This is a genomic window from Thalassobacillus sp. CUG 92003, assembly GCF_013618635.1.
Lineage (GTDB): Bacteria > Bacillota > Bacilli > Bacillales > Halobacillaceae > CUG-92003.
On record NZ_JABLSJ010000005.1, the window covers coordinates 234,237 to 260,577 of the forward strand.

Genomic DNA, 26,341 nt, shown 5'->3' on the forward strand with positions numbered 1-26,341 from the left:
GGCTCAGTTAGCCCAATATATAAAAAAAAAGAACTCCCGTAAAATTGGAAGTTCTTTTTTTTTAGTAATATAAACACTAAACTTTAACAGGGTTGCCTTATATTTAAACACGTATAACAATTTTCCCATTAAAAAAGCACACCTTTGACAGTGTGCTTTAAATAGCCTTACTCTGCTGGAAAATAAGCTTTGAGCTGAGTCAAAGCCTTATCATTGAAGATCGTCTTACCATACTCTTCGAGACGATGAATGGTGACAGACGACTCGTAACCAAACTCAAGTAATTGACTTAAAATATTTTCTTGATGGTCATCACTCATATTTTCATCATGGAACTGAATATATAAATAGTAACGGTCATCGAAATGGAACAAACGATGGTCAATGCCTTCTTCAGGCTGATAATAATGACTGAGCTGAATAACATCTTCAAAATCTTCAAATCGAATGGTAAAGGTTAAAGGCTCATAAGGTTTCACATCATCAGTATCATCTTCCTGCTGGTCGTCTTGACTAGTATCGTTTCCGTTAAATTTATCTTCAAGCAACGATTCAATTTTTTCATCAACAGGCATATCAATTGTTTTTCCTTCTTCAGTTGGAAGCTCTAACTTTTGCCCGTCCTGAGACAGCTGAGCTTTCGTTACAATCACTTCTAGGCCTTTGTCCATAGCTTGGACTTGTATCCAAAGCGGCCCATCAGCTTGGAAATTTTCCTGGTCGTTGACTTCATCCATCATTTCCCAAAAAAGCTGTTCGCTGCGTTCACGGTTGTACCAGATTTCTTCACGATCAAAGCCTCGCTCTTCAACATCATGGTACGAAATATAGAATTTGACTGTATTTTCATTAATGCGTTCGATTTCCATACATCTCTCTCCCTTCTATCAATAGGTAGGCGGAAGGGAATGTTCACCCTTTTGTTACTTTTAGGTTTACCTTACCCTTTCCACTAGCTGACCAATCTCCTCGATGTGCAAGTGTAAGGTTATTGTAATTCTATTGTATGACAGACATAAACAAATGGAAAACAACTTGCTTTAATTGGACAAAAAACAGATGAATGTCCCGGTTCACTTAAATATTGGACAACTTAACATCTGGATATTTAGTTGTTTATTTTAGCTCATTTTAGCAAAATTGTCACTACTTATCAGGAGGATTTTTTATGGAATGGGAAGTCATACAAGCTATTTTGATTATTATCGGAATTGATCTTGTCCTTGGCGGTGACAATGCTATTGTGATCGCCCTGGCATGCCGCAATCTGCCTGAGCATCAACGCAATAAAGCGATTTTACTTGGGACAGGTCTTGCGATCGCGATGCGGGTATTGCTGACAGCCTTAGCTTTGTATTTATTACATATTCCATTATTAAAATTGTTCGGTGGTTTGCTATTAGTGCAAATTGCCATAAATTTAGTGAGAAACAATAATGAAGAAGTGGATATTAAAGCTGGGAGTACTTTATTATCAGCCGTTAAAACCATCGTATTCGCCGATATTGTAATGGGGTTTGATAACGTCTTAGCCATTGCAGGTGCTTCTAGAGATAATATGTGGCTGGTGATTGCAGGTCTGCTCATTTCCATCCCCATTATCATATGGGGTAGTAAAATCATCTTATGGCTAATGGAAAGACTTCCCGTTCTTATTTATATCGGCGCCGGCATCATTGCCTATACAGCCGGAAAAATGGTCGTGGAGGAACAGCGTCTTCATTCACTAACCCAGACCTTTGAAAGCCTCCACTTGCTCATACCGCTAGTATTCATTATCGTTGTTATTCTATCCGGTTACTTTAGTAATAAAAAACAAGCCCCTCCCGTGTCTTAAAGCGATTGTGTTTGAAAAAGCCGCGCACTCTCGAGAGAGTTGCGCGGCTTTAATTTTAGTTGACCAACCTCTGTGCTTCTTTTAATTGAAAGGTACGAACACTTCTCGGTAGGAACCTTCTTATTTCATCTTCATTATAACCAACTTGGAGACGTTTCTCGTCAATGATGATAGGACGTCGTAACAACCCTGGGTTTTCATGAATTAAAGTGAACAACTCTTGCATGGGCAATTGATCAAAGTCAACTTTCAATGTTTGAAATACCTTTGAACGCGTTGAAATGATCTCTTCCGTGCCATCTTCCGTCATTCTTAAGATTTCTTTAATTTCATCCAATGTAAGTGGTTCAGAGAATATATTTCGTTCTGTAAACGGAATATCGTGCTCTTCCAACCATGCTTTTGCCTTTCGGCAAGAAGTACAACTTGGTGAGGTATAAAGTGTAACCATTTGTAACTTCACTCCTCAATAAATGTATTAAAACCAAATTTTAATCACTTATTAGATTAAAATAACTTTAAATAACTGTATATGTATAATATATCATACATGTCAAGTAATAAGATAAAGATTATCCAAAAGCTTTAACAAGGGGAGTACGAATTGGCTATTATCAATGGGAGGTTTACGTATAATTTACCACAACATAATAGAATTTAAACCATTTATTATTACAATCCTGTGAATATTTAATGAGCGTAGTAATTTTCAACTGCGTCTTAAAATTGAAAAAACCGGCTGCAGGTAACAGCCGGTCGGACTTAATCATGCATTTTCTGGTTTTTTCAATTCTTTCAAAATGTCTTCAGACTCCCGATCCTCATCAATAGATAATACCTCGTCTACAGGTTGGTATGATTTTCCATAAAATTCATTGTCTTTATACGTGTGAATTTCTTCATACATTTTTCTCATTTGGTTATAAATATTTTCTTCAGACTCATCACTCGGAGACCAGTAAAGTATTTCCATTTGATTCGGTTCGTTCGTCGCTAACGATTTTCTTGTATATCCGATCGACTTAGCATGCTTAAAACCTTCTCTTTGATAAAAGTGCAGACGCTTGGCAGTATCAGTTTCCTCATAATCAACAGGTTCTACCTCAAGTATAATGGCTTTGCCTTTTGCTTTCATTTTTTCAATCAGCTTATGCCCAAGCCCTTGCCCGCGTGCAGCTGATGATACATATACATAATCAATAAAAAGAAACCGATCAAATTCGGCATACATTAGTACGTGGTTTTCACCCTCGTCTTTATAATAAACGTTGCTTTTTTCCTTTAACAGCGTTTCCATATGCTCTTTTGATTTCATTTCTTCAACCGGAAAATACTGCTTAAGCTTCTTATACCAGTTCATTGATCTTCTCCCTTATAAAGTAGTCGTCCTTATTATAACTGATTATGGTCAACTTGTTAAATTTTCCTCTCCTTTTCTTTAGGCTGAACAATTTACTGGTGTGATATGTATGGTACACACATATTAATAAATATATATTAAGGAGGTAAGGCTATGATGATATTTATATTAGATGCCAGTGTGACTAGCATTCTTATCATAACAATGATGGCATTCATGTCCTCACTATTTAGTTTCCTACTGAATCCATTTATATGGAAAGCAAACAAATAGCTCCATTGGCCGCCAAAAAAAGCAGTTCATTAAAGGGTACAAACACGCCTAAAACGAACTGCGTAGTGTTAAGACCACATATTCTTTTGCTTCTAATTCAGCGGGGTGTAGTCAACATTCGGTGTATAGTTGTTGCCAGGATTCCAAAGAAGGTATTCTTCAATGCCGTTCTCATTCAGTGCTTTAATTTGAGCTTCTACTTCTGCTTTGCCATATTGTGTAGCAGCACCAGAATACAACCACGGTGCCTCAAAGTCCTGGATCCAAGGTCTAGAGACAGGTGGTGAATCGAGTTTATTAAGCACTTCATTCTCTACCTTGGCGTATTCATTAATCGTATTAAAAGGTTCCTTATCCGGCATTTCAATTCCAAAATACGGCCCCCAATGACTCGGGTAGATCATGGAAGAGATGACATCGACATGTGAAGATATTTTAGAGAAGTTTTGACCGATGTTGGGTGCTTCTTCAATCGTTGCCGAATACCCGAAAATATCAACTGACATTTCAACATCATAATCAGAGAGTTCATTTTTTGCATAACTCACAAAATCTGTTACAGCCTTTACACGTTTTTTTACGGGGTTCATATCCAATTCAGCATATTCACCCTGGCTGTACTCCAACTCCTTATCACGATTACCGAAGCCTTCAGGAAAACGTACATAGTCAAACTGGATATCCTGAAACCCTAATTTTGCCGCTTCTTTTGCAATGCCCAAGTTGAACTCCCAGACTTCTTTCATAAATGGATTGACAAACGCTTCACCACGACCATTCACCCAAACTTTTCCGTTTTGCTTAAATGATAGTTCAGGACGTTCTTTAGCCAATAACGAATCCTTAAATACAACGACTCGAGCAATGGGGTAAATTCCTTTCTCCTCAAGCTTCTCAAGCATCTTCCGCGGATTATCGATATAAGGTTCTGCAAGATCGTAATAAGGCGAGTCTTTATCCGGCTTGAATGTGATGTTGCCGTGGTCTTCTTTGATATCAATGACCATAGCATTCAAATCAGTGGAATCAACCAATTTCGTCAGCTCTTTCATTTTGCTATTCCCAGCAGAAGGGCCAGTAACGTAAATGCCACGCACGGCATCAGGATATTCGAAATCCAAACCTGAATCATACACATACCGGGCAATCTTCTGAGGAAGTTCTAATTGTGACAGTCCTGACGTTCTTTCCGAAAGCATTTTCACTTCCTTCGTCTCGTTTTCCTCATCGGCAAAAACCACCTGCATGGGGGAAAACAAACCAAGGAGTAAAAAACCGGTGCATAACAGCCAAAATAGTTGTTTGTTGCTCATCTTGAATTTCTCCTACTTTCTATATGTATTCTCGTATTATTATAAAAGAGAATTAAGGGAAAATGATAGTCAAATTTAACATTTTTGTAGCATTTTTGTAATCTGTTACATAAGAACTACTCCAAATTGAATAAAGAAAAGAGAACACTGTCTTATTAACAGCGTCCTCTTTTTAGGAGTAGCCTATACTGTTGCAAGTTGTTTTTTATAGTGTTCAAATTCATTGGTTGTGCAAAGTACCCAATGATCCGGTCCCACTTCTCTGAATTCCGGTTCTTCACTTGTATCATGATCGCTCGGATCATAGTTGAAGCGTACTCGAGAGCGTTCATAATCCGGGTCTGGCAATGGAATCGCTGATAATAGCGATTTCGTATAAGGGTGAAGGGCGTTCTTGTACAGTTCATCTGCATCAGCTAACTCCACCATTTTCCCGAAATACATTACACCTATGCGATCACTGATATATTTTACCATCGACAAATCATGAGCAATAAACAAATAGGTCAATTCTTTGTCCCGCTGCAATTGCTTCATCAAATTGACCACTTGGGCCTGAATTGAGACATCAAGGGCTGAGATCGGTTCATCTGCAATAATAAAGCTAGGGTCTACGGCAAGGGCTCTTGCAATACCAATCCGTTGACGCTGCCCCCCACTGAATTCATGCGGATAACGGTTAGCGTGCTCTTGATCCAACCCGACAGTCTCTAAGAGATCATGGACTTTCTCCTTGCGTTGTTTATCATTTTCCACCAACCCATGGATGTCCATCCCCTCAGCTATGATATCTTCTACTTTCATCCGGGGGTTAAGGGAAGCGTACGGATCCTGAAAGATCATCTGCATTTCTCGGTTGAATTTTTTCAATTCCGATTTATCTTTTTTTCCGTGTACATTTTCCCCATTAAAGTAAACTTCGCCCTCCGTGGCATCGTATAAACGAATGATCGTCCGGCCGGTCGTCGATTTTCCACAACCGGACTCTCCCACTAATCCGAAAGTTTCCCCTTTATAGATGTTGAAATTCAGACCATCAACAGCTTTTATGACACTATGACGTCCTGTCTTGAAGTGTTGCTTCAAATTACTGATTTCCAATAACGATTCTTGACTCATAATTGATCACCTTCCGAATTTCCAGATGCCGACCGGGCCATCCCTTTCATACGTCGTTTAACAGACTCAGGCGGCTCGATCTCTGGTGCATGTTCGTGTAACAGCCAAGTTGCCGCATAATGCGAATCTGACACTTTAAACATCGGGGGCTCCTGTTCCAAGTCAATTTTTAATGCATAATCATTACGCGCTGCAAACGCATCGCCCTTCGGCGGCGCGATCATATCAGGCGGCGAACCTTGAATGGCATACAAATCTTCATCAGCGCTATCTAGTGAAGGCATTGACCCGAGCAATCCCCACGTGTAAGGGTGTTGCGGATTATAAAAGATATCATCTACTGTGCCAATTTCAACAATCTTTCCAGCATACATAACGGCTACGCGATCAGCCACGTTCGCGACAACGCCTAAATCATGGGTGATGAAAATAATCGCTGAATCTGTCTTCTTCTGAATGTTTTTCATGAGTTCAAGGATTTGCGCTTGAATCGTTACATCCAGTGCTGTCGTCGGTTCATCGGCAATAAGCAACTTAGGATTACAGGCTAATGCAATTGCTACCACCACACGTTGTCTCATACCTCCTGAGAATTGGTGCGGATATTGCTTCATCCTACTTTCAGCATCAGGGATGCCCACCAGTTCCAGCAATTCCAGCACCCGTCTTTTAGCTTCGCCTTTGCTCATCTTTTGGTGTTTTATTAAGCCTTCCATGATCTGGTTCCCGACTTTCATCGTAGGGTTCAAGGAAGTCATTGGATCTTGAAAGATCATTGATAAATCTTTTCCACGAATCTTTTGCATCTGCTTTTCGCTCAATTTGGCTAGATCTCTGCCTTCAAATAGCACTTCCCCTTCCTTAATCCGTGCAGGCGGCTTGGGGAGAAGCTGCATTAACGCTTTCGTCGTAACTGACTTTCCAGAACCTGATTCTCCAACTATCGCCAGTGTTTCCCCTTTATGAACGTCGAAATCTACCCCGCGAACGGCTTTAACTTCGCCGCCGTAAGTATCAAACGATACGTGTAAGTTGTTAACTTCTAGTAGTTTTTCCATGAATTAGCGTACCTCCTATTCGCGCATCTTCGGATCAAATGCATCACGAAGACCGTCGGCCAAAATGTTAAAGGCAATCATGATGAGAGATATGATCAACGCAGGGAATATCATAATGTACGGATAAATCTGCAATGAATCGAATCCATCATTAATCAATGTACCCAATGATGCAATCGGCGTCGGTAGACCTAAGCCGATAAAGCTAAGGAATGCTTCCAGGAATATAGCCGCTGGAATGGTGAACATTGTGTTGATGACGATCAAACCTGTAACGTTCGGAACCAGGTGTTTACGTAACACACGATTATCCGGGGCCCCGAGTGTTTTAGATGCTAAAACGAATTCCATGTTTTTCAGTTTCAGGACTTGTCCCCTGACAATACGGGCCATCGAAATCCAACCCGTAATGGTGAGGGCAATAATTATAGATGTTATACCCGGTTCAAGTATGAGTATCATGAGAATGACAACAACTAAGTTTGGAATCCCCACTAATATTTCAATAATCCGCTGTAGTATATTATCGACCCGGCCACCATAATAGCCGGAAATACCGCCGTAAGCGACACCAATAACCATATCAATCAAAGCAGCTAATAAGGCGATGAAAAGCGATATGCGTGTCCCTTCCCAAGCGCGTGTCCATAAATCACGACCTAAACTATCGGTACCGAACCAGAAATTCGTCTCAATTTCTTTAGCAGCGTAGACATCTTGGATGCCTTCCACTCTAGCCAGTTGATCGCCGCTTGGTTCTGTCAGCACGTTAGTCGTTATTGTCTCCTCATCACCGCCAAAACGAGCTAAGGCTTTTTCACGAGCTGCCTCTACAGTTTCAGCTTCTTTTATGGAAGACAGGGTACCGTCAACTCCAAGCCAGCTAATATTTTCAAGAACAGGGATTTTGGGAGGCATTTTAGCTCGTTGTAAATCCTGTTCATAGGCATCATATTGATTCATGTAAGGACCAAAAATAGCCATGAACGCCAGTAATATCAGGACGACAAGACCAATCATGGCCCCGACGTTTTTTCTTAACCTTACGAAGGAATCCTGCCAAAACGACAGACTAGGCCGGGATAATTTTTCAGCTTCTCCCTCCTGTTTTTCCACAGGAACAAATAAATCTTTCGATGGTTTGTGGTTATCCATGATTACTACTCTCCTTCAGTCAGTCGAATTCTAGGATCGATAACTCCATACAGGAGGTCTACCACAAGAACGATAGTAATGAACAAGAACGCAATTAAAAGCGTTGTTCCCATTATGACTGGGAAATCGTTCGTCGTGACGGAGGTGACAAATTGCTCACCTAGACCTGGTACAGCAAAAATTTGTTCGATAACAAATGTACCAGTCATCAAACTGATAGCTAACGGACCAAGAACAGTAATCAATGGAATTAACGCATTCCTTAATCCATGCTTGAAAACGACACCAAATTTATTAACACCTTTAGCACGAGCAGTCGTAATATAATCTGATCCGAGAACTTCCAGCATTTCGGTTCTCATAAAACGGGCTGCAATTGCGATAGGGAAAATTGCAAGCGCGATAGTTGGTAAGATACTGTACTCCCAACCTTCCCATAAGGCAACTGGTAACCAACCAAGTCTGACCGCAACGAAATACTGTAAAAGCCCGGCGAACACAAATGAGGGGATTGACTTACCGACTACGGCGACAAACGTCGATCCATAATCTAGGAAGCCATTATGATATATGGCTGAAACCAGCCCCAGTAACATTCCGAGTATTGTACCCACTGCCATTGATTGTGCCCCTAGCATGGCAGAAGGACCAATTCTTTCCATAATAATCTGCGTTACTTCACGATTATCAAATTGAAATGATACTCCGAGATCTCCTTGTGCAAGACCCGTCATGTATTTTGCATATTGAACCGGAACCGGTTCGTTCAAACCGTATTTCTCCATTACAATCGCCTTCTGCGCTTCTGACAACTTATCTTCGGCTGTTAACGGTGTGCCTGGAAGAAATTTCATCAGGAAGAATGAAAACGTTGCAATCAAAAACAGCGTAATAAACATGTAAACAAGTCGCTGAATGATATAACGTGTCATGCCAACACCTCCTGTAAAAAATAGTCTGTAATCATTGTAGATAATTGACTGAATCTTGTCTATAGTCAGTTATTTTTGTTTACAGGGAAAAAGAGAGCATACGCCAACTACGTGGACATATACTCTCTCCCCTTATTAGCTAGCCTATATGTGGTTAAAATAAATTGTGGGCTGTTTATTTACCTTCAATATAAGCGTGTTTATAAGTGTATTCAGCACCCATTGGGTTTGTAATAACACCTTTCAGATATGGCTTCCAAAGCTGAGCCACAGCACGTTGATAAAGCGGTGCTAGAACTGCATCTTCTTCAATCAACATTTTTTCAGCTTCAAGGAAGGTTTCAAAACGTTCAACCGGCTTCTGAGCTAGTTCTGTGTTAGCTTTTTCGATCAACGCATCATACTCTTCGTTGGCATAACCAGTCATGTTATTACCACCATCCGTTACCCACATGTTCAAGAACGTGTTAGGGTCGATGTAGTCAGGTCCCCAACCAGAGTTTTGCAATTGATATTCCATTGCAGTGTCACGACGTAGACGCTCTTTAAATGGTACAGATACAACCTCAACACTCAAGCCTTCAAGCTGCTCAAGCTGATCTTTGATAAATGCGTCCATCTTCTGAGCTGTTTCAGTGTCGCCACCTAAATATTCAAGTGTTGCTTCTTCAATACCAAGTTCTTCTTTAGCTGTTGCCCAATGTTCTTGTGCCTGCTCCACGTCAGTTTCAACTAGATCACCGTTAATGTCACGGAAATCTTCTCCACTTTCAGGGTGCATCGTAAAGTTACGAGGAACATCACCAACAGCAGGAATAGAACCGTTGTTCAAGATAACATCAGTAATGCCTTGACGATCGATAACCGATTGAATGGCTTTACGCGCGTTCACGTTGCCAAGAATTTCATTTTCCTGGTTCATTTTCAAATAGAATAGTGTTGGTTCTTCTGTAATTTTGAACGCATCATTTGAACGATACTGGTCAACAAATTCGGCAGACAAGCCTGCACGATCGATTTGGCCAGTTTCATACAAGTTAACTGCTGTCGCTACGTCCTTTACAACTTTTACATTAATTTGCTCAAGTTGTACATTTTCAGCGTCCCAGTAGTCTTCGTTCTTCACTACAGTCCAACCTTCACCATGGTTCCATTCAGTCAATTTGAATGGTCCATTAGCGATTGTATTTTCAGCTTCAAGAGCATAGTCTTCACCTTGTTCTTCAACAAAGGACTCGTTCATCGGTAGGAATGTACCGAACGCAGTCAAGGATTCAAAATAAGGTGTCGGCTGTTCTAAAACAACTTCAAATGTATAATCATCAACCGCAGTTACGCCTAGATCTTCGACCGGCGTTTCACCCTCTGCGATAGAAGCAGCGTTTTTAACGACGCCGCCTAACATGTAAGGGCCGTACTCAGAGCCAGTCTCTGGGTTTACAGCGCGCTGCCAGGCATAAACGAAGTTTTGTGCTGTAACGGGGTCACCATTTGTCCATTTTGCATCTTCACGAAGGTCGAATGTCCAAGTCAGACCATCTTCACTCACTTCATGACTTTTCGCAATACCAGGTTCAACTTCTCCACCTTCACCAAGACGGTAAAGCCCGTCCGTTGTAGAACCTAACCATTGAAATGCAACAACGTCTGTTGCCATTGATGGGTCAAGTGTCGGGATATCAGCGGATTCAGCAAGGTTTAGAACTTGCTCTCCATCAGCGGATTCTCCGTCGCTACCTTCTTCACTGCTACCATCTTCTGTTTCCTCCGTGTCTTCTCCTCCGTCTCCTTCATTACCACCAGTGTCGTCGCTGCCGCCTGAACAGGCTGCAAGGAACATGCTTAGCACTAATGCAAGAGCCAGCAATAACCAATTCGTCTTTCTCATGTAGAAAATGACCTCCCCTAAAAATTTTCTAAATTTTAATGCAGATGTTTCATCCACAATTCGAATTATACAAGTTTTCGGACTATTTTGCATTACCTTTTTTTACTTAAATCTCACAAAAGCCTATCATTATTACGTTTATATAACATAAAATAGTCTTTTTTACCTAGTTTATTTTACAATTATTTTGTGTTTGTTAATCTATCTCTCTAGAAAATTACAAAATTATTTTCAATATTGGACGTAGATTTCATTAATTTTATTACTTAAAAGCACCATCTTGCAAAAGGACCGAATAGTTGCTCGCACTATTTATATTTCACGATCATTAATATGTTTTACAATTCCGAAATAATCTGTTTCATGGTATAATTACGACTGAATGTTACGGAAAGGACGTGCATTTAGTTGAAAATGCTAAAAAACAAATGGTTCTTTTTACTATTGAATCTTTTCCTTGCAACCCTTTTTTTTCTGATTACGGCTCCCAGCTATAACTTATTCAACTATATTAACCAACTCTTTTATTTAGCCTATTTTTATTTGGTGGTCGCCTTATTGATGTGGGTGATCAGGGGTGGTTTTTTTGATGGCATCACATACAGTTTTAGACGTTTCGCCGACCGCGTGTCGAGAAACAGAGACTACCTCGATGACTGGGAAACTAAGAAGCTACCTTCTCAAACTGTAAACAATGAAGTGTTGAAGTTTTTCTTTTTTCAAGGTGTCTTTTTATCATCTGGTTTGCTCGGGTTGCTTGTGGTATACTATCAAGGGTAAATTTCCTTTGACCAATTCTTTTAAGGAAATGTAAGATATAAATCGTTCATAATGATCCTAATTTTGTTCCGCGGTCCATTCGTCCTTGCTGCAACAAGGAGGGATGGTTTTTTTATAAATTGATATGAGGTGATAGAAATGAAAACAATATTTTCCGGAATTCAACCTAGCGGCACATTGACACTTGGAAATTACTTAGGGGCCATGAAGCATTTTGTCGAATTGCAGCAGGATCATCAGTGTTATTTTTGCGTCGTAGACGAGCATGCCATCACCATGCCTCAGGATCGATTAGAGCTCAGAGACAATATCCGCTCCTTGGCTGCACTATATTTGGCTTCCGGGATTGATGCCGACAAATCGACTTTATTCATCCAATCTGAAGTGGCTGCCCACACACAGCTCGGCTGGATGCTGCAATGTGTCAGTTACATTGGAGAATTAGAAAGAATGACGCAGTTTAAGGATAAAGCCCAAGGAAGTAACGAGAGCGTCTCCTCTGGTCTCTTAACTTACCCTCCTCTTATGGCAGCTGACATCCTGTTATATAAAACTGATGTCGTGCCTGTTGGCGAAGACCAAAAACAGCACTTGGAATTAGCACGCAATTTGGCTCAGCGATTCAACCATAAATACAATGACATTTTCACGGTGCCCGAAATTAAAGTTCCCAAAGTTGGGGCTCGAATAATGTCTCTACAGGACCCAACCAAAAAAATGAGTAAATCAGACGCTAACCAAAAAGCTTATATTTCTATGTTGGATGAACCGAAAGTCATCGAGAAAAAAATAAAAAGTGCTGTCACGGATTCGGATGGTATTGTGGCTTACGATCCCGATCATAAGCCCGGAATTGCTAACCTGCTGACGATTTATTCTACTGCTGCGAATCGATCAATAGATTCGTTAGTGGAACGCTACCATAACAACGGTTACGGAACATTCAAACAAGATGTTGCAGATGCTGTAATTCAACTGCTTCACCCGATTCAGAAGAGATATGAGGAACTCATCCATTCGGAAGAACTTGATCATATCCTTGATGATGGTGCCGACAAAGCAGGAATAGAGGCAAATAAAATGTTACGAAAAGCAAAGAAAGCTATGGGATTAGGTCGAGTCCACATCAAGAAATAAATAAACACTTTGAATAGTGGTCGACTAGAACCATTTGACACATTATCCATGTATAAAATGGCCGTATATTTTTTTCATTCTAAAAGACCTTCACTATATCACCCATGTATCACATGAGAGATAGTGAAGGTCTTTTTATTTATGATGTTTGTTCGAGGTGTTTAGGCTGTTTCCGTTAAATTTGACAGCTTTTGGAGTTCCGGGGAAGTCACCCGACAAGGGAAGGGACTCATAATACCGCAACGAAACCCGTTTAAACAATCATGACCTCGCTTTAGATTTAGTTAACAATTCTTCTAATAAACATGATGCCAAAACAAAGAATAAATGCCACTGCCACATAGATGCATACACACAAAAAACACCTTCAAAAAGTACCTTGTAAGTGTACTTATTCGAAGGCGTTTAGTCCTCACTAGTTTATGGTTTATTTTTCAATTAGCTTAATTTCGGCTTTTCATCTGGGCTTCTTTTACTTTTTGTTCGCCGTACCATATGTTTTCGAAAAAGGGCTGTCCCTTAATCAATTTTCCGCATAATTCCTCGTGTCTCTCACTCCAGCCTGTCATCGTCCCCTCATAGAGTAACGTCCATGCGTCTTTGAGCGTCAAATCCTTTATGGTTGCATATCGCCCAGGATTCCATTCTGTTAACCAGTATCTAATTTCTTCTGGATGATCTGAGTGTTGAAGCTGATCAAGTGCCATCATCAGTAATTGTTTTAATTGTCTCTCTCTTCGTGTCAATCCAAGCATTGCCTCAGGAGACAAAGACAGAATATGATATTCTTTTCCGTCTGACTCATGTAATTGATATTCGGCGGGTTTGCGACCAGCAATCATATCAAGAGCCAGCCGTTCTTGCCGTGGTATCAATCTTGTCTTTTTAACTGGCAGTGTATAGCCGATTGTGTCAAACGCCATGACTTCTTCCCCGTCCGTGATGACCGCTGCATACTCGAGCACATGGCGTTCTTGATTCTTTTTCGCGAAAGCACGTTGGTTGATGTCTTCAAGCAACTCAAAAGGCAAATCATGCAAGTCATTCAACACGAGTTGAAATAATTGATCGGTCACGAGAATTAATGGAATCTGATCAATTAATTCAACCCCATCCTCTTTTCTCCATTCATGAAAACCACACACATTGTAGCCGTTTTCTTCTCCTTCGAACCAGTTCACCCAAACATCATGCATATATAGCATATCCGGACCTCACTTTCTAACGGTGATTGTCTATAAGCTACATTATGACCAATTCTGGTTTTTTTATTCTTATAATCCATTTTTTAGCATCGTGGAAATTTGCTAATAATTAATAACGCTCCAGACATCAAACATATTCCAATTGGAAACAAATAAACTTCTGCTTTCGTCTGAATAAATAGAAGAAATTCTACCCAGCTTAAACCTGCAGGTACCAGGTTTAGATACGTAATGATGACGCTGCCGCCGCTAACAGCAAAACCAAAGCCTATGAGAAATAAAAACCATAATAGCACTCCTTCGTCCCCCCGGGCTCGTCCATCTTTCTGCTATTATATGAAGGGAATCTATCGCTCATACCAAATTAATGAAGGTCTCTGCGCCATAATTCCTCTTTACTATCGCTTCAATTAGAGGTAAATTGTATGGTAGCGGGTTTTCACTAGAAAGGATGATATGTACATGGCATCTAGCCGCGCTTTATTAAAAAAGCGAAAGAAAAAGCGTAAACGTAAAATTATATTAGCACTTCTATGTGTGCTCTTTTTATCTTCAATAGCATTTGCTTCGTACGAATATATGGCTGGCAAACGGGATGCCCTAGGGATCATCTCCGGTTCTTCTGAAGACTATGAAGATACGAAGGAGAACGAAAGCCAATACAAGGAAGAATTTAAAGGTGTTGATAATAACGATGGTAAAACAAATGTTTTACTATTAGGGGTAGATCAGCGGGATCAAGAAACGTCACGTTCCGATACCATTATGATCGGCCAATATGCTCCTGAGGAGAATTCGGCTAAGCTTGTGTCCCTTATGCGCGATACCTACGTCGATATCCCCGGGCATGGCTACAATAAGCTCAATGCTGCGTTTGCTATAGGCGGTCCTGAATTAATGCGTAAAACCATCAAAGAGAACTTCGGTATTGAAGTAGAGTATTACTCGATTGTCGATTTTGATGGGTTTGAGCATATTGTTAACACTGTTAAACCTGAAGGTATTGAAATTGATGTTGAAGAAAGCATGCAGCATAAAGACAATGCCGGCACAATCAATTTAGAACCAGGCACCCAAAAGTTGAATGGGGATGAATTACTGGGATACGCCCGTTACCGTGGAGGTGCAAGCAGTGATTTCGGACGAGTTGAACGTCAGCAGAAAGTGATTAAACGATTAAAAGAAGAGCTCGTTTCCGTTTCAGGCGCATTAAAAGCACCTCGGTTACTCGGAACCGTTCAACCTTACTTTGATACAAATATTGGTAAAGGAAAAATGCTCGGGTTAATGAAAGACTTTCTATTCAACCCTGTCGATGAAATAGAAACGTTGCGAATTCCAGACGAAGGCACTTATTGGTCAGAGCGTAAAGAGTACCCGATCGGGCTTGTATTGGCGCATGATGAAGCAGCCAACCGGGAAGCTTTACAAGAATTTTTAAATGAAGAATAAAAAACTCACGCTGCACTAGTCGCAGCGTGAGTTTTTTTTAATATTTTTTAAATATGAGCGAGGCATTGTGGCCGCCGAATCCTAAAGAATTGCTCATGACAGCAAAGATATCTTTCTTGCGGCTTTCATTCGGTACGTAATCCAGATCACATTCGGGATCTGGTGTCTCGTAATTTATCGTAGGTGGAAGAATCCCTTCATTAATAGCTTTAAGGGATATAATAGCCTCGATCGCACCTGCAGCGCCTAACAAGTGACCAGTCATTGACTTGGTGGACGACATGGCCAATTTATGGACATGATCGCCAAATACCTGTTTGGCAGCCATGGTTTCAAATTTGTCGTTTAATTCAGTGGACGTGCCGTGAGCATTGATGTAATCAATTGTTTCAGGGTCAAGCTTCCCATCTGCAAGGGCCTGACGCATAGCACGTACAGCGCCTTCACCTTCTGGAGCTGGGGCTGTTACATGGTGGGCATCTCCGGTTGAGCCATAACCTACAATTTCACCATATATCTTTGCTCCTCGTTTTTTAGCAGATTCCAGAGATTCCAGAACTAATATGCCAGCACCTTCTCCCATTACAAACCCATCCCGATTTTTGTCAAAAGGACGGCTGGCCGTCTTAGGGTCGTCATTGAAAGATAAGGCACGTGCTGAACAAAAACCGGCAAAAGACATTTTATTCATGGGCGCTTCTGTACCACCTGTAATCATGCAATCCGCATCTCCACGCTGAATCACTTTAAACGCATCACCAATGGAATTGGCCCCAGATGCGCACGCTGTCACCGTACATGAATTAATGCCTTTTGCGCCTAACGCAATTGATACTTGTCCCGCAGCCATGTCCGGAATCATCATAGGAATGAAAAAGGGACTAACGCGGCGATAACCTTTCTTTTGAAAGGTTTCAAATTGAGATTCATACGTATTCATGCCACCTATTCCAGAGCCAATCCATACACCCGTCCGATCCGCATTTTCCTCGTCAATCGTTAAATCAGCATCTTGGACGGCCATATAAGAAGCGGCCACCGCATACTGCGTAAATGGATCCATGCGTCTTGCTTCTTTTTTATCCATATACTCGCCAGGATCGAAATCTTTCACTTCCGCAGCAACTTTTGCAGGATAGTCATCGATATCAACCTTCGTAATGGTATCTACGCCAGAGACACCTGCTTTGATATTTTTCCACATGTCTTCTACTTGATTACCGACAGGGCTTATCGCCCCCATGCCCGTAATGACAACTCGTTTTGTATCCATTACATTTCCTCCTTGTTCACTTTCCCCAACGAAGTGCGACAGCGCCCCATGTCAGTCCGCCGCCAAATCCTACGAGAATGATGGTATCATCTTCTTTTATTTTACCTTTTTTTACTTCCTCAGACAAAGCAACAGGTATAGATGCAGAAGAAGTGTTGCCATATTTCTTAACTGTTTTGGACATTTTTTCATCTGGTATGCCTAACCTTTGCCTTGCTGCCTCCATTATACGGATATTTGCCTGATGAGGAATAAGAAAATCAACATCATTTTCAGATAAACCTGCTTTTTTGATTACATTCACTGAAGACTCGGGCATCTGTCTTACTGCAAATTTAAAAACTTCGCGTCCATTCATGAATAAATGATCTTCCTGATACAAGTGGGGACCGCCTGACCCATCAGATCCTAGTTCAAACGACAGTACGCCTCTTCCTTCAGTCACAGGGCCAACTACAGCAGCCCCAGCCGCATCGCCAAACAGGACGCACGTATTGCGGTCACTCCAGTCGACAATTTTGGATAACTTCTCTGCTCCCACAACTAAGACATACTTATAGGCACCAGTATCAATAAACTGTTTTGCTGTAATCAAACCATACATAAAGCCGGAGCATGCTGCGCTAACATCCATGGCAGCAGCTTTAGAAGCTCCCAAACGCTCCTGGATCATACAGGAAACGGACGGAAATGGTTTGTCCGGCGTTACGGTAGCCACAAGGATAAGGTCAATCTGCTCTGCTGAGATATCAGCTTCATCGAGGGCCTGCTTTGCAGCGTGGTACGACATGTCTGATGTATTGACTTCGTCTGCAGCAATCCGCCGTTCTTCAATGCCAGTACGCGTTCGAATCCACTCATCAGCCGTTTCTACCATCTGCTCCAGATCGTGGTTGGTTAAAACCTTCTCTGGCGTATAGTGCCCCGTCCCTAGAATGCCTGCACTCATATTTTCATCCCCCTAAAGGTAGTATCTAATATCAATTCTTATGACTTGGTACTAATTTTAATGTATCCTTTTTATTTGCGCAAGCTTCATCTATCTTCGCCCACATTTGAACGCCTCTCCATCATACCATGTAGCGAGGAGGTGTCTTGCCTTGAAAAATGAGGAAAAGGATCAGAAAGAAGAGCGCATTGCTCCATTCGACCAACTGATGTTTGGCCGGCCCAAAAAAGAAAATGCTGCTGAAACAGAGCCGTCAGAAGAAAAAAATTCAGCTCCCAATCTCAATTTTGACCTTCCTAATGTGATGCAAAATGTTTCGAAGAAATGGAGCAACATTTCCCCGTTCTTTAAGAAGCTATCAGAATTCAACAAAGGAGACGATTCTAAATAACAGGCCCTGTGTAAAAAGAGAGACATAATAAAAACTGGTCCCCAGTTTTCAAACTGGAACCAGTTTTTATTGTCCGATCGGTAGATCGCCGGTCTGTTTATAAGTCGAGACTGCTTCATCAACCTTTTGTTCTAACTCCTTAGGAACTTCCGGGCTGAATTGTCCCATCGAAATGGCGTCTTGCTGGAAGCCAAAATCCATTGTGGAACCGGGCAAATTATCATTTACAATTTTTTTCATAATCAGCAGATACACTTTATCGACATGTTGGACTGTGCTCGTGAGTACTGTACGCTCCCCCAATGCTGCCTGGTCAGATACATAGCCAATTGCGAAGTGCCCATCTTCTTGAACCTCATGAATCACAGGAATGTTAAAACTATCTCCTGCAGGATATATGACATCCGCTCCGTTTTCTTCCATGTTTCTATAATGGATAAGAGCTTTTTCAGTATTGTCCCAGTTATTTACAAAGGAGATATCTACTTGCGCATCCGGATTCTGATATTTAACACCTTCATAGAACCCTTCAACTTCGGGTTGCCATTCATAAGCGGCAATTAAGCCTACATGATCTTTTTGGGACATGCCTCCCGCCACCATCCCACCAAAAAAGCCCATTGCCGTTCCGGTGAAGTTGACGCTTGAAACATTATCAGAACTGTATCCTCCATTAAAATAGATGAAATGGACCTCTGGATAGACTTGTTCTAATTCTTTGAAATGGTTGCCATAGGTACTGCTATGACCAAAAACGACATTGACGCCATTATCCACAAATTCTTTAACCGCTTTATTCGTTTGCTGCTGATTCTTTATGCCTTCTTTAAAATAGACACTAACGCCATATTCTTCTTTTATATTAAGCAGCCCCTGATAACCTTGCTCTCCCCATGCTTGATCATGGATGGTCGATTCCACAAGCATTCCGACAGACTGCACCTCTCCTTCACCCGAACTTTTACTACATCCTGTCATGATGGCTAACGCGACAGCGCACACGATAAAATAATTTTTCAAGACCAGCACTCCCAAAGACTCAATCTAATATGTTATTATTTTACCTTGTTTGCTCGTAAGAAGTAAATGTTATGCCTTATTCTGTTGGTGTTCTTCAAGCAGCCAGCTATAATTATGGTAATGGTCGATGAGCTTTGCAACCATTTCCTTTTCATTTTCCGACTGCTCAACAGTGCTTTCAACGGGAGAAGAGAAATCTTTCTTGTCAATGTTTGCAAGTAACTGATCGACAAAATCTTCTACATAGAAGGAACCATCAGAGGTAACAAGCTGATGCAATGCATCTTTTAACGACGTATACTCTTGAGAGGGCAACGGCATCCATTCCCCATACAATGGAGGCAGGGCTATTTTTTGTAAGGTTTGGCAGTCTTCTTCATTGCTTTGAAAATAAATGGTTTGATCTTGCATCCAACACGTACACTTAATATTGGGAGATTGAGTGTGACGATCCATATCCTCCTGGTTATAAAAATGTTGGAAAGAACTGTTCCGTGCCACATACATATAGAGGTGCTCGCTTAAAGGAGTCGACAAGGGATCAATCCCGATAACATCATAACCGCGGTCCATAATACCTTTGGTCAAGTAATAGTTAAACCATTGAAAGCAATCATATATAAGATGAACCATATTCTGATCCTCCTTTGAACCATTTTATTCAAACGAAAACCCGAACATGCAGTAACACAGTATTGTATAGACTGTTATTTATTTTTCGGCCGTGTTCTGTTAAACTTACATCAGAATTGTTAAAATGAGGTGAGTTTAATGCGTATTTTTTGGACAGCGTTTTGGGCCTTGCTCCTAAGTTTCATGGCAGCTTATGTTCTGACCAATATGGAGGGCAGCAGTATCAACTTTGCTCCTCTGATCCTAATGACCGTGCTATTCACCGTTTCGGTTGTTATACTTGCTGAAGGATTGATTACAGAGGACTCATAGCGAGGTAAGAGACAGATTGAAGCCGCACTTTCACAAGTAGCGGCTTTTCTTATGTCTTTGATCCCATATCCATACGTTTTCCCCTTTAAATGGGCAAGAGGCGCTTACTTTCACCGAATCATCACTGAAATTCTGCAAATCAGCATCAAAAAAGAAAATACTATACTTGACCTATTGCGCATAAGTTAGCAGAAACGATATATTATCATGGTATGCCATATTCAGGAGATTTAATGTAGGAGGCTTTAAATGGAAGCTCTAACCGATTTTTGGACAATCATCAAATATTTATTTCTAGGTCTGTTTCAAGGGTTTACTGAACCTATTCCCATCTCCTCAAGCGGACATCTCGTTTTTGTTCAACACTTAATTGATTTGGAACTGGAAGGATTGGAATTTGAAATACTCGTAAATTTCGGTTCGTTGATCGCCGTTTTGATTGTATACCGCCACACGTTGCTTCGACTGATGTATAACGGTCTTCAGTACATAACAACGAGGCGGGCAGATACCCGGGATGAATTTTATTTTATTATATATTTGATCATCGGAACCATCCCTGCTGGCGTGATCGGTGTCCTTCTCGGTGATTGGATAGAACAGGAACTTAAATATATCGAGACAGTGGCGATCTCCTTAATCATTACAGGAATAGCCCTGTGGATCATCCGTAACTTACGGGGACGTAAAGGGGAAAATCAGCTAACGTGGAAGGATGCAGCCATTGTAGGTTTCGCGCAGGCTGTGGCACTCATTCCAGGCATTAGCCGTTCCGGTGCCACTATTGTAGCGGCCATGCTACTCGGTATGAAACAAGATACAGCATTACGCTTTTCATTTCTGCTGTATATTCCTGTGAGTCTTGGCACAATGCTCTTGTCTGTCGATAAAATACTGAACGACCAGTTATCTGAGTTATGGTTCAGTTACCTTCTCGCCACATTGGCATCCATTCTAGCTTCGTATTTAGCGTTGAAATGGTTCATTAATATCATGGCTCAAGGTAATTTGAAATACTTTGCTTTTTACTGTTTCATCGTTGGAGGACTTGCGCTTATTTTTCTTACCTAATGAAAAAGTAGCCTCAACCGCTCGATTCCATGTTGAAAATAAGGAATCGAGCGGTTGAGGCTTTTTTAATTATCCTCCACTGACAGGTGGAATAAAGGCCACTGTATCATCCTCTTGGACAACTGCTGTATCAGAGGCAAATTCTTCATTAATGGCAACCATCGCTGCATCAATCGTTTCAAGACTGTATTCATGTTTAAGCGTTTGTCGGAGTTCCGCGATCGTTTTCCCCTTCCATTGAAGTTCAAGCGCTTCAGCGCCCAGTCTTTCCTGTAAGCCTGCAAAGAACAAAATTTTACTCATACCATATCCTCCTTACCAGGGCCACCTGATGGATAAGGCTGCGTTTCTAGTTGGTCCCCTATCCATTCTTCTCCACCTTCCCAATATTCTTTTTTCCAAATAGGCACTATTTCTTTAATGCGTTCGATAGCATAACGACTAGCTTCAAATGCATCATTACGATGCGGTGTTGATACCGCTATGACAACAGCAATATCAGAGATTTGCAGCCGACCTAACCGATGGCAAATAGCCACCTCAGCATTTCCATAACGTGCTTGTATTTCCTCCCCTATTTGCTGTAATTTTTTTTCAGCCATAGGTATATACGCTTGATATTCAAGTTGCAAGGTACGTTTTCCTTCTGTGAATTCCCGCACGGTTCCAATGAATGTATTCACTGCGCCTGCTTCAGGTCGAGTAACATGTCTGACGGTTTCATCAATACTTAACGGTTGGTCTGTCAGCCAAAAAGCCCGTGTCAATAACAGCCCCCCTCTTTAATGAGTTTATAAATATGTGGTAACTGGACTTCGATCTCATTCATTTGAAAAACAGGAAGCTGGTCATTTTTCACTAAATCAGTGCTCCAACAAATAACGCCTTTCACATTGGTTAGTTCATTTAATAAAGAAAGGTCTTCTTCATTCCTGATGATCAAAAGCTTAGGGTAATGTTTATGTTTGTACCCTTCAATAAGTATAATATCAGGGTTGAAATAAGAATAAAACGAAAGGACATGTTCTAACGTTACGCTACCCTTATGCTCCATATCAAACTGCAAGGCATCAGGACTATGAACAGTTGTCATAAAGGAGCCCGACTTGTGAAGCCGTTGACTATCTGGAGATTTAGAAGAGGTTTCCAACGAAGTGGTATGGCCATGATGTTTAATGACACTTACTGCATCTCCAGCTTGTTGTGCGTATGTAATCAAATGAGAAAGCACACGCGTTTTGCCGGTGTTTTTATGACCAACAATTTGGAAAACATTGGGGTTGTTCATGATGGGCTTCTTTTGCTCCTTTCATGGCGATTACACTAACTCCAGGCTGCTGATAAAAAAGGCCCTGCCGTAGGTCGGCAGAGCTCTCCATATTCCTCTTAGTCTGGAATCCCTAAAGCAATCTTAGCATAACGACTCATTTTATCCTTCGTCCAAGGTGGATTCCAAACGATATTAACGTTCACCTCATTAACCTCTGGTATATCAGCAAGTACACGTTTGACATCTTGCTCAATATGACCAGCTAGCGGGCAGCCCATTGCGGTCAATGTCATTGTTACAGTAGCATCGCCGTTTTCATCAACGTCTGCTCCATATACTAAACCCAAGTTTACAATATCAATACCAAGTTCTGGGTCGATGACATTTTCCAGGGCACCCATTATATTTTCTTCTAGTTCATCCATGAATGGTTCCCCCTTAACATTTAATCACTTCCATTATAAACATAAACGCTGCATATTTAAAATGGTAAACACTTTTACAAATGCATTTCCACCCAATTTGCAAATTCAAGCATAGCGAATCGGCTAACTTTATGATCTTGACCTACTTCACGGAGAAAACGGATGTTTTCAGGGTTCTTATAGTGACTGATCGCTTCATTATAAAAATCATAGGCATGCTCAAAGGGCACGACAGAATCCGCATCACCATGCCAAAAGAAAATCGGACGACCGTACAGCTTGTCAATTTGTTTAGACAGGTCTACTTCGTTAAGTGTCGCATATAATTCCTGAAGTTGTTCATCCGTTATAGGCAGTTCAATACCAGTTTTTTTAACATCCTGGATCATTTTCTCGGCAAAATCGACTGGTTTAGGCGACCCCATCATAACCGCCGCAACCTTAATGAAAGGATACATCGTCAACGCAGCTGCCGTTGTAATCCCTCCCATAGATGTGCCGCCCAACCCGAAACGTTGCTGCAAGATAAGTTGACGTTCTTGCAAAGCCTCATAAATGGTTTGTATGTCGAGTAAATTTTGATCGACAATTTCCCAAAATTTAAATTGCAATTCCTGATGGTTAATCTCCTCATCCCGTACACCATGCAGGATACTATCAGGCAAAACGACACGGTATCCTTTCTGAGCAAGCATAAATGCTTGTACAAGACTGTGCTCTTTGGCAGACGTAAACCCGTGATAATATGTAAAAACAGGCAGAGGTTGACCTTCCTTACTTGAGTCAACAACGATCAGCACGGGGATGTCCTCTAGTTTTTCTTGATAAATTCCAATCATAATAGCCTTTCCTTTCCAACTCTTTACATTCAATTTATTTCATTCTAATATTTAGATTATATGATGAATAGTAAATCGTGCAACCCTAACTTCATCACGTTCATGAGCGCACTTTTTTGCATGTATGTAGGAAAAGCGATAAACTAACATTTAATGAGGTGAAAAATTTATGAAAAATACCCAACATTTAATTGCACTCGATCTTGATGGCACATTGCTGACAGACAGCAAAACCATAAGTGCTGAGACAAAGCATACTATCCAACAAGCAAAAGCAGCCGGCCACATTGTGGTTATTGCTACTGGCCGCCCGCACCGCGCCAGTATAAATTACTATGATGAATTAGCGCTCGATACCCCCATGGTCAATTTTAACGGCGCGCTCATCCATCATCCAAAAGATCATCGCTGGGATGCTCTTCATTCCCCATTGCCGGTGAGAACGGCTCACAAAATCATTCAAACGTGCTATGATCTTGGAGTTAAAAATATTCTTGCAGAGATAAAAGACCACGTCTATCTTGATAGGCATGATCAGGAACTGATGGAAATTTTTCATGCAGCCGAATATGACAGCCCAATCCAAATAGGCAGTTTAAAAACAGAATTAGATGAAGATCCAACGTCATTATTGATTCATCCCCATGAAGAACAAATACGGGCGTTAAGAAATGAATTGGATGAAAGTCATGCTTCCTTAATTGAGCATAGAAAATGGGGAGCTCCGTGGCACGTTATCGAAATTGTAAGAGCCGGACTGAATAAAGCAGTCGGTTTAGAAAAAATTGCGCATTATTATCATATCCCAAAAGAAAACACTATAGCCTTCGGGGATGAAGATAACGACTTGGAAATGATTGAATATGCGGGAGTCGGCGTTGCAATGGAAAACGGCATAGATGAACTGAAACATCTCGCGAAGCATGTCACTCACAGTAACGAGCAAAATGGCATCAGTGATTTTCTTCAAGATTATCTACAGCTTAAACCGAAAGCCATATAAGGTTGGTTTTTCCATGCGTAAAATTACAATGATGTATCAAACTAAGCTTGAACGTATTCATGCGTTCAGGCTTTTTTCTTAGGACATGCTCTTTGGATCATTATTGAAGGAGGGTAACACATGGGCAAGAAAAACAACCAGAACAAGACGAACGCAAAACCTGAAGTCCAGCCTCTGGAAGAAGCACCCATGGAACCTAAGCGTCTTTCGGATGCCAACCGAAAACAGATGGAAGCGGACCAGCACACTGTAGGAGGGTTTTAATCATGGAACACAATTTGATTGAAAACGCTAAACAAGCCGTCAACCGTTTCACCCAAACACGCGGAGCAGACCGCGAACGCGAAAAACAAACAGCACAGCATGTCATTCAATCTGCTTATGACAACTGTTCAGCTGAAGAAAAACAGCAATTGCAGCAATTAGAGCAACAGTTAGAACGTCACGAACAATAAAATAACTTTCTCCGACTCAAGACCGAGAAATATTCATCCAAATTGATGGTTATTTCTATAGGAAAGTGGGGTATAGTCTTATTAAGACCCCACCTTTTCTAAATTTTAATGCAGAAAAAGCGCAGTTCTAACAATAGAGCTGCGCTTTTTCTGTTTTTTACTGGCCCTGTTAAAGATTAGTATTACTAACAAAAATAACTTCCAATTTTATGGAAGTTATTCATAGGGCTAATTCAACTAAAGCCCCACTAGTGTGGAAGACTCCGTTTTGAGACTTTTGTGTAGGTGGATGCTGGCTGGGAAAACGGATCGCTTTCCGTGGGCATGGGGTGAGCTTCCTCAGGCTACGCCTTGCGGGATCTCACCGCTCATGTTATTCCCACAGGCGTCTCACCGTTTTCCCATTCACCATACAATCATAAGGTGCTCGAAACGACCTTCCGTAACAGGAAGCTTTGACTGAAAAAGCTTTCCTACGCGTGATTGTATGTACTATCGGTTCCCTATAGGCAGATTCGCAACCAAGTGATGTCGAGAAGCCTATATGGCAAGGGCCGTTGGGGAAGGGTGAGACTCCCGCGGGAGAAGGAACAAGGCAAGACCCCGGAAGGCGAAGCCTGAGGAGGCTTGCCAGTTCCCCCACAGGAAAGCGAATCCTCCCCCAACGGCCCTACACTCCCACAAAAGCCTTTTACTTAAAGGCGTTGGTATAAGGATGATGTGATCAATATCAGCGTCAGTTGTTGAATTCCTTGCCTAATTTATAAAAAATCATAGCATTTTTTTAATACCACTGCATAAACCAGGTGAGAAACCATCCATCCCCCTAATGCAGTCGGGTCAGCTACGTCTGGTGTTTCTTTAACGGCCAGGATCGTTAACGGAAAATAAGACAGGGCAGCTCCGAGTGATAGAACTGAAGCAGCAAGCCATCTCTGCTGGTGCCTGCTAGGAGATACATACGAGAGAATGGCGACGAGCACCATTCCAATCGCACATGACAGCATAAGATGGAACAACCATTCCATGTAAAATGGCCAGGATATTGAACCGATTATCGGCAAGAAATCGACATTCATCAAAAGCGTATACACTTTTTTGCCTGTGCTCTTTTCCATCAGCAACAATAAAAACCCAATGATCGTTCCTGCGATGGTACCGATCTTTATTCCTTTCAGCATATGAAGGACG

General features: G+C 41.3%; 31 protein-coding genes. 10 read left to right on the top strand and 21 right to left on the bottom strand.

What is annotated here, in order from left to right:
• Positions 1-167: 167 nt before the first annotated feature.
• Positions 168-869 carry an adaptor protein MecA gene (gene mecA / locus HOP45_RS09980; protein WP_181349132.1) on the bottom strand — a complete coding sequence of 234 codons (702 nt, stop codon included), beginning with the start codon at positions 867-869 and terminating at the stop codon, positions 168-170.
• Positions 870-1,168: 299 nt separating this feature from the next.
• On the opposite strand from mecA, the gene HOP45_RS09985 reads away from it, so the two are divergent.
• Positions 1,169-1,837 (top strand): TerC family protein, encoded by a 669-nt coding sequence (locus tag HOP45_RS09985; protein WP_181349133.1) that lies wholly within the window; start codon positions 1,169-1,171, stop codon positions 1,835-1,837.
• A gap of 55 nt (positions 1,838-1,892) precedes the next feature.
• Here the strand turns inward: HOP45_RS09985 and spxA are convergent, their stop codons facing one another.
• The 8 genes from spxA to HOP45_RS10025 form a co-directional block, all read right to left on the bottom strand.
• The gene (gene spxA, locus HOP45_RS09990; RefSeq protein WP_181349134.1) at positions 1,893-2,288 is read right to left on the bottom strand and encodes a transcriptional regulator SpxA; all 396 of its coding nucleotides are present in this window, start codon (positions 2,286-2,288) and stop codon (positions 1,893-1,895) included.
• Positions 2,289-2,603: 315 nt separating this feature from the next.
• A complete protein-coding gene (locus HOP45_RS09995) occupies positions 2,604-3,197 on the bottom strand; it encodes a GNAT family N-acetyltransferase (RefSeq protein ID WP_181349135.1) in 594 nt (197 codons plus the stop codon).
• 365 nt (positions 3,198-3,562) lie between these two features.
• Entirely contained in the window at positions 3,563-4,783 is a 1,221-nt protein-coding gene (locus tag HOP45_RS10000; RefSeq protein ID WP_181349136.1) for a putative glycoside hydrolase, read from the bottom strand.
• 183 nt (positions 4,784-4,966) lie between these two features.
• Positions 4,967-5,902, bottom strand: coding sequence for an ABC transporter ATP-binding protein (locus tag HOP45_RS10005; protein ID WP_181349137.1), 936 nt, complete (start codon positions 5,900-5,902; stop codon positions 4,967-4,969).
• Positions 5,899-6,960 (bottom strand): ABC transporter ATP-binding protein, encoded by a 1,062-nt coding sequence (locus tag HOP45_RS10010; RefSeq protein WP_181349138.1) that lies wholly within the window; start codon positions 6,958-6,960, stop codon positions 5,899-5,901. Before HOP45_RS10010 ends, HOP45_RS10005 begins: the two co-directional genes overlap by 4 nt.
• A 15-nt stretch (positions 6,961-6,975) precedes the next feature.
• Positions 6,976-8,115: an oligopeptide ABC transporter permease gene (opp3C, locus tag HOP45_RS10015; RefSeq protein WP_181349139.1), complete on the bottom strand. Its 1,140-nt coding sequence runs from the start codon at positions 8,113-8,115 to the stop codon at positions 6,976-6,978.
• Positions 8,116-8,120: 5 nt separating this feature from the next.
• On the bottom strand, positions 8,121-9,047 hold the full coding sequence (gene opp3b, locus HOP45_RS10020; RefSeq protein WP_181349140.1) for an oligopeptide ABC transporter permease: 927 nt from the start codon (positions 9,045-9,047) through the stop codon (positions 8,121-8,123).
• A gap of 175 nt (positions 9,048-9,222) precedes the next feature.
• A complete protein-coding gene (locus tag HOP45_RS10025; protein ID WP_181349141.1) occupies positions 9,223-10,935 on the bottom strand; it encodes a peptide ABC transporter substrate-binding protein in 1,713 nt (570 codons plus the stop codon).
• 414 nt (positions 10,936-11,349) lie between these two features.
• Here HOP45_RS10025 and HOP45_RS10030 point away from each other — a divergent pair, with 414 nt between their 5' ends.
• Positions 11,350-11,715, top strand: a complete 366-nt coding sequence (locus tag HOP45_RS10030; protein ID WP_255437594.1) for a DUF3899 domain-containing protein — start codon at positions 11,350-11,352, stop codon at positions 11,713-11,715.
• Between the two features lie 138 nt (positions 11,716-11,853).
• Positions 11,854-12,852, top strand: coding sequence for a tryptophan--tRNA ligase (gene trpS / locus HOP45_RS10035; protein ID WP_181349143.1), 999 nt, complete (start codon positions 11,854-11,856; stop codon positions 12,850-12,852).
• A 443-nt stretch (positions 12,853-13,295) separates the two neighbouring features.
• Here trpS and HOP45_RS10040 read toward each other — a convergent pair whose 3' ends face one another.
• Positions 13,296-14,057: a DUF3603 family protein gene (locus HOP45_RS10040; RefSeq protein WP_181349144.1), complete on the bottom strand. Its 762-nt coding sequence runs from the start codon at positions 14,055-14,057 to the stop codon at positions 13,296-13,298.
• Positions 14,058-14,140: 83 nt separating this feature from the next.
• Positions 14,141-14,353, bottom strand: coding sequence for a YuzI family membrane protein (locus HOP45_RS21115; RefSeq protein ID WP_483316426.1), 213 nt, complete (start codon positions 14,351-14,353; stop codon positions 14,141-14,143).
• A 166-nt stretch (positions 14,354-14,519) separates the two neighbouring features.
• On the opposite strand from HOP45_RS21115, the gene HOP45_RS10045 reads away from it, so the two are divergent.
• The gene (locus HOP45_RS10045) at positions 14,520-15,509 is read left to right on the top strand and encodes an LCP family protein (RefSeq protein ID WP_181349145.1); all 990 of its coding nucleotides are present in this window, start codon (positions 14,520-14,522) and stop codon (positions 15,507-15,509) included.
• Between the two features lie 37 nt (positions 15,510-15,546).
• Here HOP45_RS10045 and fabF read toward each other — a convergent pair whose 3' ends face one another.
• Both fabF and HOP45_RS10055 read right to left on the bottom strand, forming a co-directional pair.
• On the bottom strand, positions 15,547-16,782 hold the full coding sequence (gene fabF / locus HOP45_RS10050; RefSeq protein WP_181349146.1) for a beta-ketoacyl-ACP synthase II: 1,236 nt from the start codon (positions 16,780-16,782) through the stop codon (positions 15,547-15,549).
• A gap of 16 nt (positions 16,783-16,798) precedes the next feature.
• Complete coding sequence (locus HOP45_RS10055; RefSeq protein ID WP_181349147.1) at positions 16,799-17,731, bottom strand: beta-ketoacyl-ACP synthase III; 933 nt, start codon at positions 17,729-17,731, stop codon at positions 16,799-16,801.
• 151 nt (positions 17,732-17,882) lie between these two features.
• Between HOP45_RS10055 and HOP45_RS10060 the strand changes: the two genes are divergently transcribed.
• Positions 17,883-18,122, top strand: a complete 240-nt coding sequence (locus HOP45_RS10060) for a hypothetical protein (protein ID WP_181349148.1) — start codon at positions 17,883-17,885, stop codon at positions 18,120-18,122.
• 66 nt (positions 18,123-18,188) lie between these two features.
• On the opposite strand, the gene HOP45_RS10065 is transcribed toward HOP45_RS10060, so the two are convergent.
• Complete coding sequence (locus tag HOP45_RS10065; RefSeq protein WP_255437576.1) at positions 18,189-19,142, bottom strand: BMP family ABC transporter substrate-binding protein; 954 nt, start codon at positions 19,140-19,142, stop codon at positions 18,189-18,191.
• A 69-nt stretch (positions 19,143-19,211) separates the two neighbouring features.
• Entirely contained in the window at positions 19,212-19,775 is a 564-nt protein-coding gene (locus HOP45_RS10070) for a hypothetical protein (protein WP_181349149.1), read from the bottom strand.
• 138 nt (positions 19,776-19,913) lie between these two features.
• Here HOP45_RS10070 and HOP45_RS10075 point away from each other — a divergent pair, with 138 nt between their 5' ends.
• Positions 19,914-20,087, top strand: a complete 174-nt coding sequence (locus HOP45_RS10075) for a DUF2929 family protein (protein ID WP_181349150.1) — start codon at positions 19,914-19,916, stop codon at positions 20,085-20,087.
• Between the two features lie 249 nt (positions 20,088-20,336).
• Entirely contained in the window at positions 20,337-21,158 is an 822-nt protein-coding gene (locus tag HOP45_RS10080; RefSeq protein WP_181349151.1) for an undecaprenyl-diphosphate phosphatase, read from the top strand.
• A 69-nt stretch (positions 21,159-21,227) separates the two neighbouring features.
• Here HOP45_RS10080 and moaD read toward each other — a convergent pair whose 3' ends face one another.
• From moaD to HOP45_RS10105, 5 genes are all read right to left on the bottom strand, one after another.
• The gene (gene moaD, locus HOP45_RS10085) at positions 21,228-21,461 is read right to left on the bottom strand and encodes a molybdopterin converting factor subunit 1 (protein WP_181349152.1); all 234 of its coding nucleotides are present in this window, start codon (positions 21,459-21,461) and stop codon (positions 21,228-21,230) included.
• The gene (locus HOP45_RS10090) at positions 21,458-21,925 is read right to left on the bottom strand and encodes a molybdenum cofactor biosynthesis protein MoaE (RefSeq protein WP_181349153.1); all 468 of its coding nucleotides are present in this window, start codon (positions 21,923-21,925) and stop codon (positions 21,458-21,460) included. Before HOP45_RS10090 ends, moaD begins: the two co-directional genes overlap by 4 nt.
• Entirely contained in the window at positions 21,922-22,446 is a 525-nt protein-coding gene (gene mobB, locus HOP45_RS10095) for a molybdopterin-guanine dinucleotide biosynthesis protein B (RefSeq protein ID WP_181349154.1), read from the bottom strand. The genes HOP45_RS10090 and mobB overlap by 4 nt, the downstream gene beginning before the upstream one ends.
• Before the next feature lie 98 nt (positions 22,447-22,544).
• A complete protein-coding gene (locus HOP45_RS10100; RefSeq protein ID WP_181349155.1) occupies positions 22,545-22,853 on the bottom strand; it encodes a metal-sulfur cluster assembly factor in 309 nt (102 codons plus the stop codon).
• 74 nt (positions 22,854-22,927) lie between these two features.
• Positions 22,928-23,692, bottom strand: coding sequence for a prolyl oligopeptidase family serine peptidase (locus tag HOP45_RS10105; protein ID WP_181349156.1), 765 nt, complete (start codon positions 23,690-23,692; stop codon positions 22,928-22,930).
• Positions 23,693-23,861: 169 nt separating this feature from the next.
• Here HOP45_RS10105 and HOP45_RS10110 point away from each other — a divergent pair, with 169 nt between their 5' ends.
• The 3 genes from HOP45_RS10110 (at position 23,862) to HOP45_RS10120 (ending at position 25,150) form a co-directional block, all read left to right on the top strand.
• A complete protein-coding gene (locus tag HOP45_RS10110; protein ID WP_181349157.1) occupies positions 23,862-24,695 on the top strand; it encodes a Cof-type HAD-IIB family hydrolase in 834 nt (277 codons plus the stop codon).
• A 120-nt stretch (positions 24,696-24,815) separates the two neighbouring features.
• Positions 24,816-24,959: a hypothetical protein gene (locus tag HOP45_RS10115; RefSeq protein ID WP_181349158.1), complete on the top strand. Its 144-nt coding sequence runs from the start codon at positions 24,816-24,818 to the stop codon at positions 24,957-24,959.
• Between the two features lie 2 nt (positions 24,960-24,961).
• Positions 24,962-25,150, top strand: a complete 189-nt coding sequence (locus HOP45_RS10120; RefSeq protein ID WP_181349159.1) for a DUF3813 family protein — start codon at positions 24,962-24,964, stop codon at positions 25,148-25,150.
• 761 nt (positions 25,151-25,911) lie between these two features.
• Here HOP45_RS10120 and HOP45_RS10125 read toward each other — a convergent pair.
• Positions 25,912-26,331, bottom strand: a complete 420-nt coding sequence (locus HOP45_RS10125) for a hypothetical protein (RefSeq protein WP_181349160.1) — start codon at positions 26,329-26,331, stop codon at positions 25,912-25,914.
• Positions 26,332-26,341 lie beyond the last annotated feature (10 nt).

Bases quoted from the DNA above. Each gene is read 5' to 3' on its own strand.
- HOP45_RS10010 (WP_181349138.1), bottom strand. From the start codon at position 6,960: ATGGAAAAACTACTAGAAGTTAACAACTTACACGTATCGTTTGATACT.
- opp3b (WP_181349140.1), bottom strand. From the start codon at position 9,047: ATGACACGTTATATCATTCAGCGACTTGTTTACATGTTTATTACGCTG.
- HOP45_RS10100 (WP_181349155.1), bottom strand. From the start codon at position 22,853: ATGGATGAACTAGAAGAAAATATAATGGGTGCCCTGGAAAATGTCATC.
- HOP45_RS10125 (WP_181349160.1), bottom strand. From the start codon at position 26,331: ATGCTGAAAGGAATAAAGATCGGTACCATCGCAGGAACGATCATTGGG.
- mecA (WP_181349132.1), bottom strand. From the start codon at position 869: ATGGAAATCGAACGCATTAATGAAAATACAGTCAAATTCTATATTTCG.
- HOP45_RS10080 (WP_181349151.1), top strand. From the start codon at position 20,337: ATGGAAGCTCTAACCGATTTTTGGACAATCATCAAATATTTATTTCTA.
- opp3C (WP_181349139.1), bottom strand. From the start codon at position 8,115: ATGGATAACCACAAACCATCGAAAGATTTATTTGTTCCTGTGGAAAAA.
- HOP45_RS10055 (WP_181349147.1), bottom strand. From the start codon at position 17,731: ATGAGTGCAGGCATTCTAGGGACGGGGCACTATACGCCAGAGAAGGTT.
- HOP45_RS10030 (WP_255437594.1), top strand. From the start codon at position 11,350: ATGCTAAAAAACAAATGGTTCTTTTTACTATTGAATCTTTTCCTTGCA.
- HOP45_RS10045 (WP_181349145.1), top strand. From the start codon at position 14,520: ATGGCATCTAGCCGCGCTTTATTAAAAAAGCGAAAGAAAAAGCGTAAA.
- HOP45_RS10075 (WP_181349150.1), top strand. From the start codon at position 19,914: ATGCGTATTTTTTGGACAGCGTTTTGGGCCTTGCTCCTAAGTTTCATG.
- HOP45_RS09985 (WP_181349133.1), top strand. From the start codon at position 1,169: ATGGAATGGGAAGTCATACAAGCTATTTTGATTATTATCGGAATTGAT.
- trpS (WP_181349143.1), top strand. From the start codon at position 11,854: ATGAAAACAATATTTTCCGGAATTCAACCTAGCGGCACATTGACACTT.
- HOP45_RS10070 (WP_181349149.1), bottom strand. From the start codon at position 19,775: ATGGTTCATCTTATATATGATTGCTTTCAATGGTTTAACTATTACTTG.
- HOP45_RS10110 (WP_181349157.1), top strand. From the start codon at position 23,862: ATGAAAAATACCCAACATTTAATTGCACTCGATCTTGATGGCACATTG.
- mobB (WP_181349154.1), bottom strand. From the start codon at position 22,446: ATGAACAACCCCAATGTTTTCCAAATTGTTGGTCATAAAAACACCGGC.
- HOP45_RS10120 (WP_181349159.1), top strand. From the start codon at position 24,962: ATGGAACACAATTTGATTGAAAACGCTAAACAAGCCGTCAACCGTTTC.
- fabF (WP_181349146.1), bottom strand. From the start codon at position 16,782: ATGGATACAAAACGAGTTGTCATTACGGGCATGGGGGCGATAAGCCCT.
- HOP45_RS10005 (WP_181349137.1), bottom strand. From the start codon at position 5,902: ATGAGTCAAGAATCGTTATTGGAAATCAGTAATTTGAAGCAACACTTC.
- HOP45_RS09995 (WP_181349135.1), bottom strand. From the start codon at position 3,197: ATGAACTGGTATAAGAAGCTTAAGCAGTATTTTCCGGTTGAAGAAATG.
- HOP45_RS10105 (WP_181349156.1), bottom strand. From the start codon at position 23,692: ATGATTGGAATTTATCAAGAAAAACTAGAGGACATCCCCGTGCTGATC.
- HOP45_RS10000 (WP_181349136.1), bottom strand. From the start codon at position 4,783: ATGAGCAACAAACAACTATTTTGGCTGTTATGCACCGGTTTTTTACTC.
- HOP45_RS10115 (WP_181349158.1), top strand. From the start codon at position 24,816: ATGGGCAAGAAAAACAACCAGAACAAGACGAACGCAAAACCTGAAGTC.
- HOP45_RS10025 (WP_181349141.1), bottom strand. From the start codon at position 10,935: ATGAGAAAGACGAATTGGTTATTGCTGGCTCTTGCATTAGTGCTAAGC.
- spxA (WP_181349134.1), bottom strand. From the start codon at position 2,288: ATGGTTACACTTTATACCTCACCAAGTTGTACTTCTTGCCGAAAGGCA.
- HOP45_RS10040 (WP_181349144.1), bottom strand. From the start codon at position 14,057: ATGCTATATATGCATGATGTTTGGGTGAACTGGTTCGAAGGAGAAGAA.
- moaD (WP_181349152.1), bottom strand. From the start codon at position 21,461: ATGAGTAAAATTTTGTTCTTTGCAGGCTTACAGGAAAGACTGGGCGCT.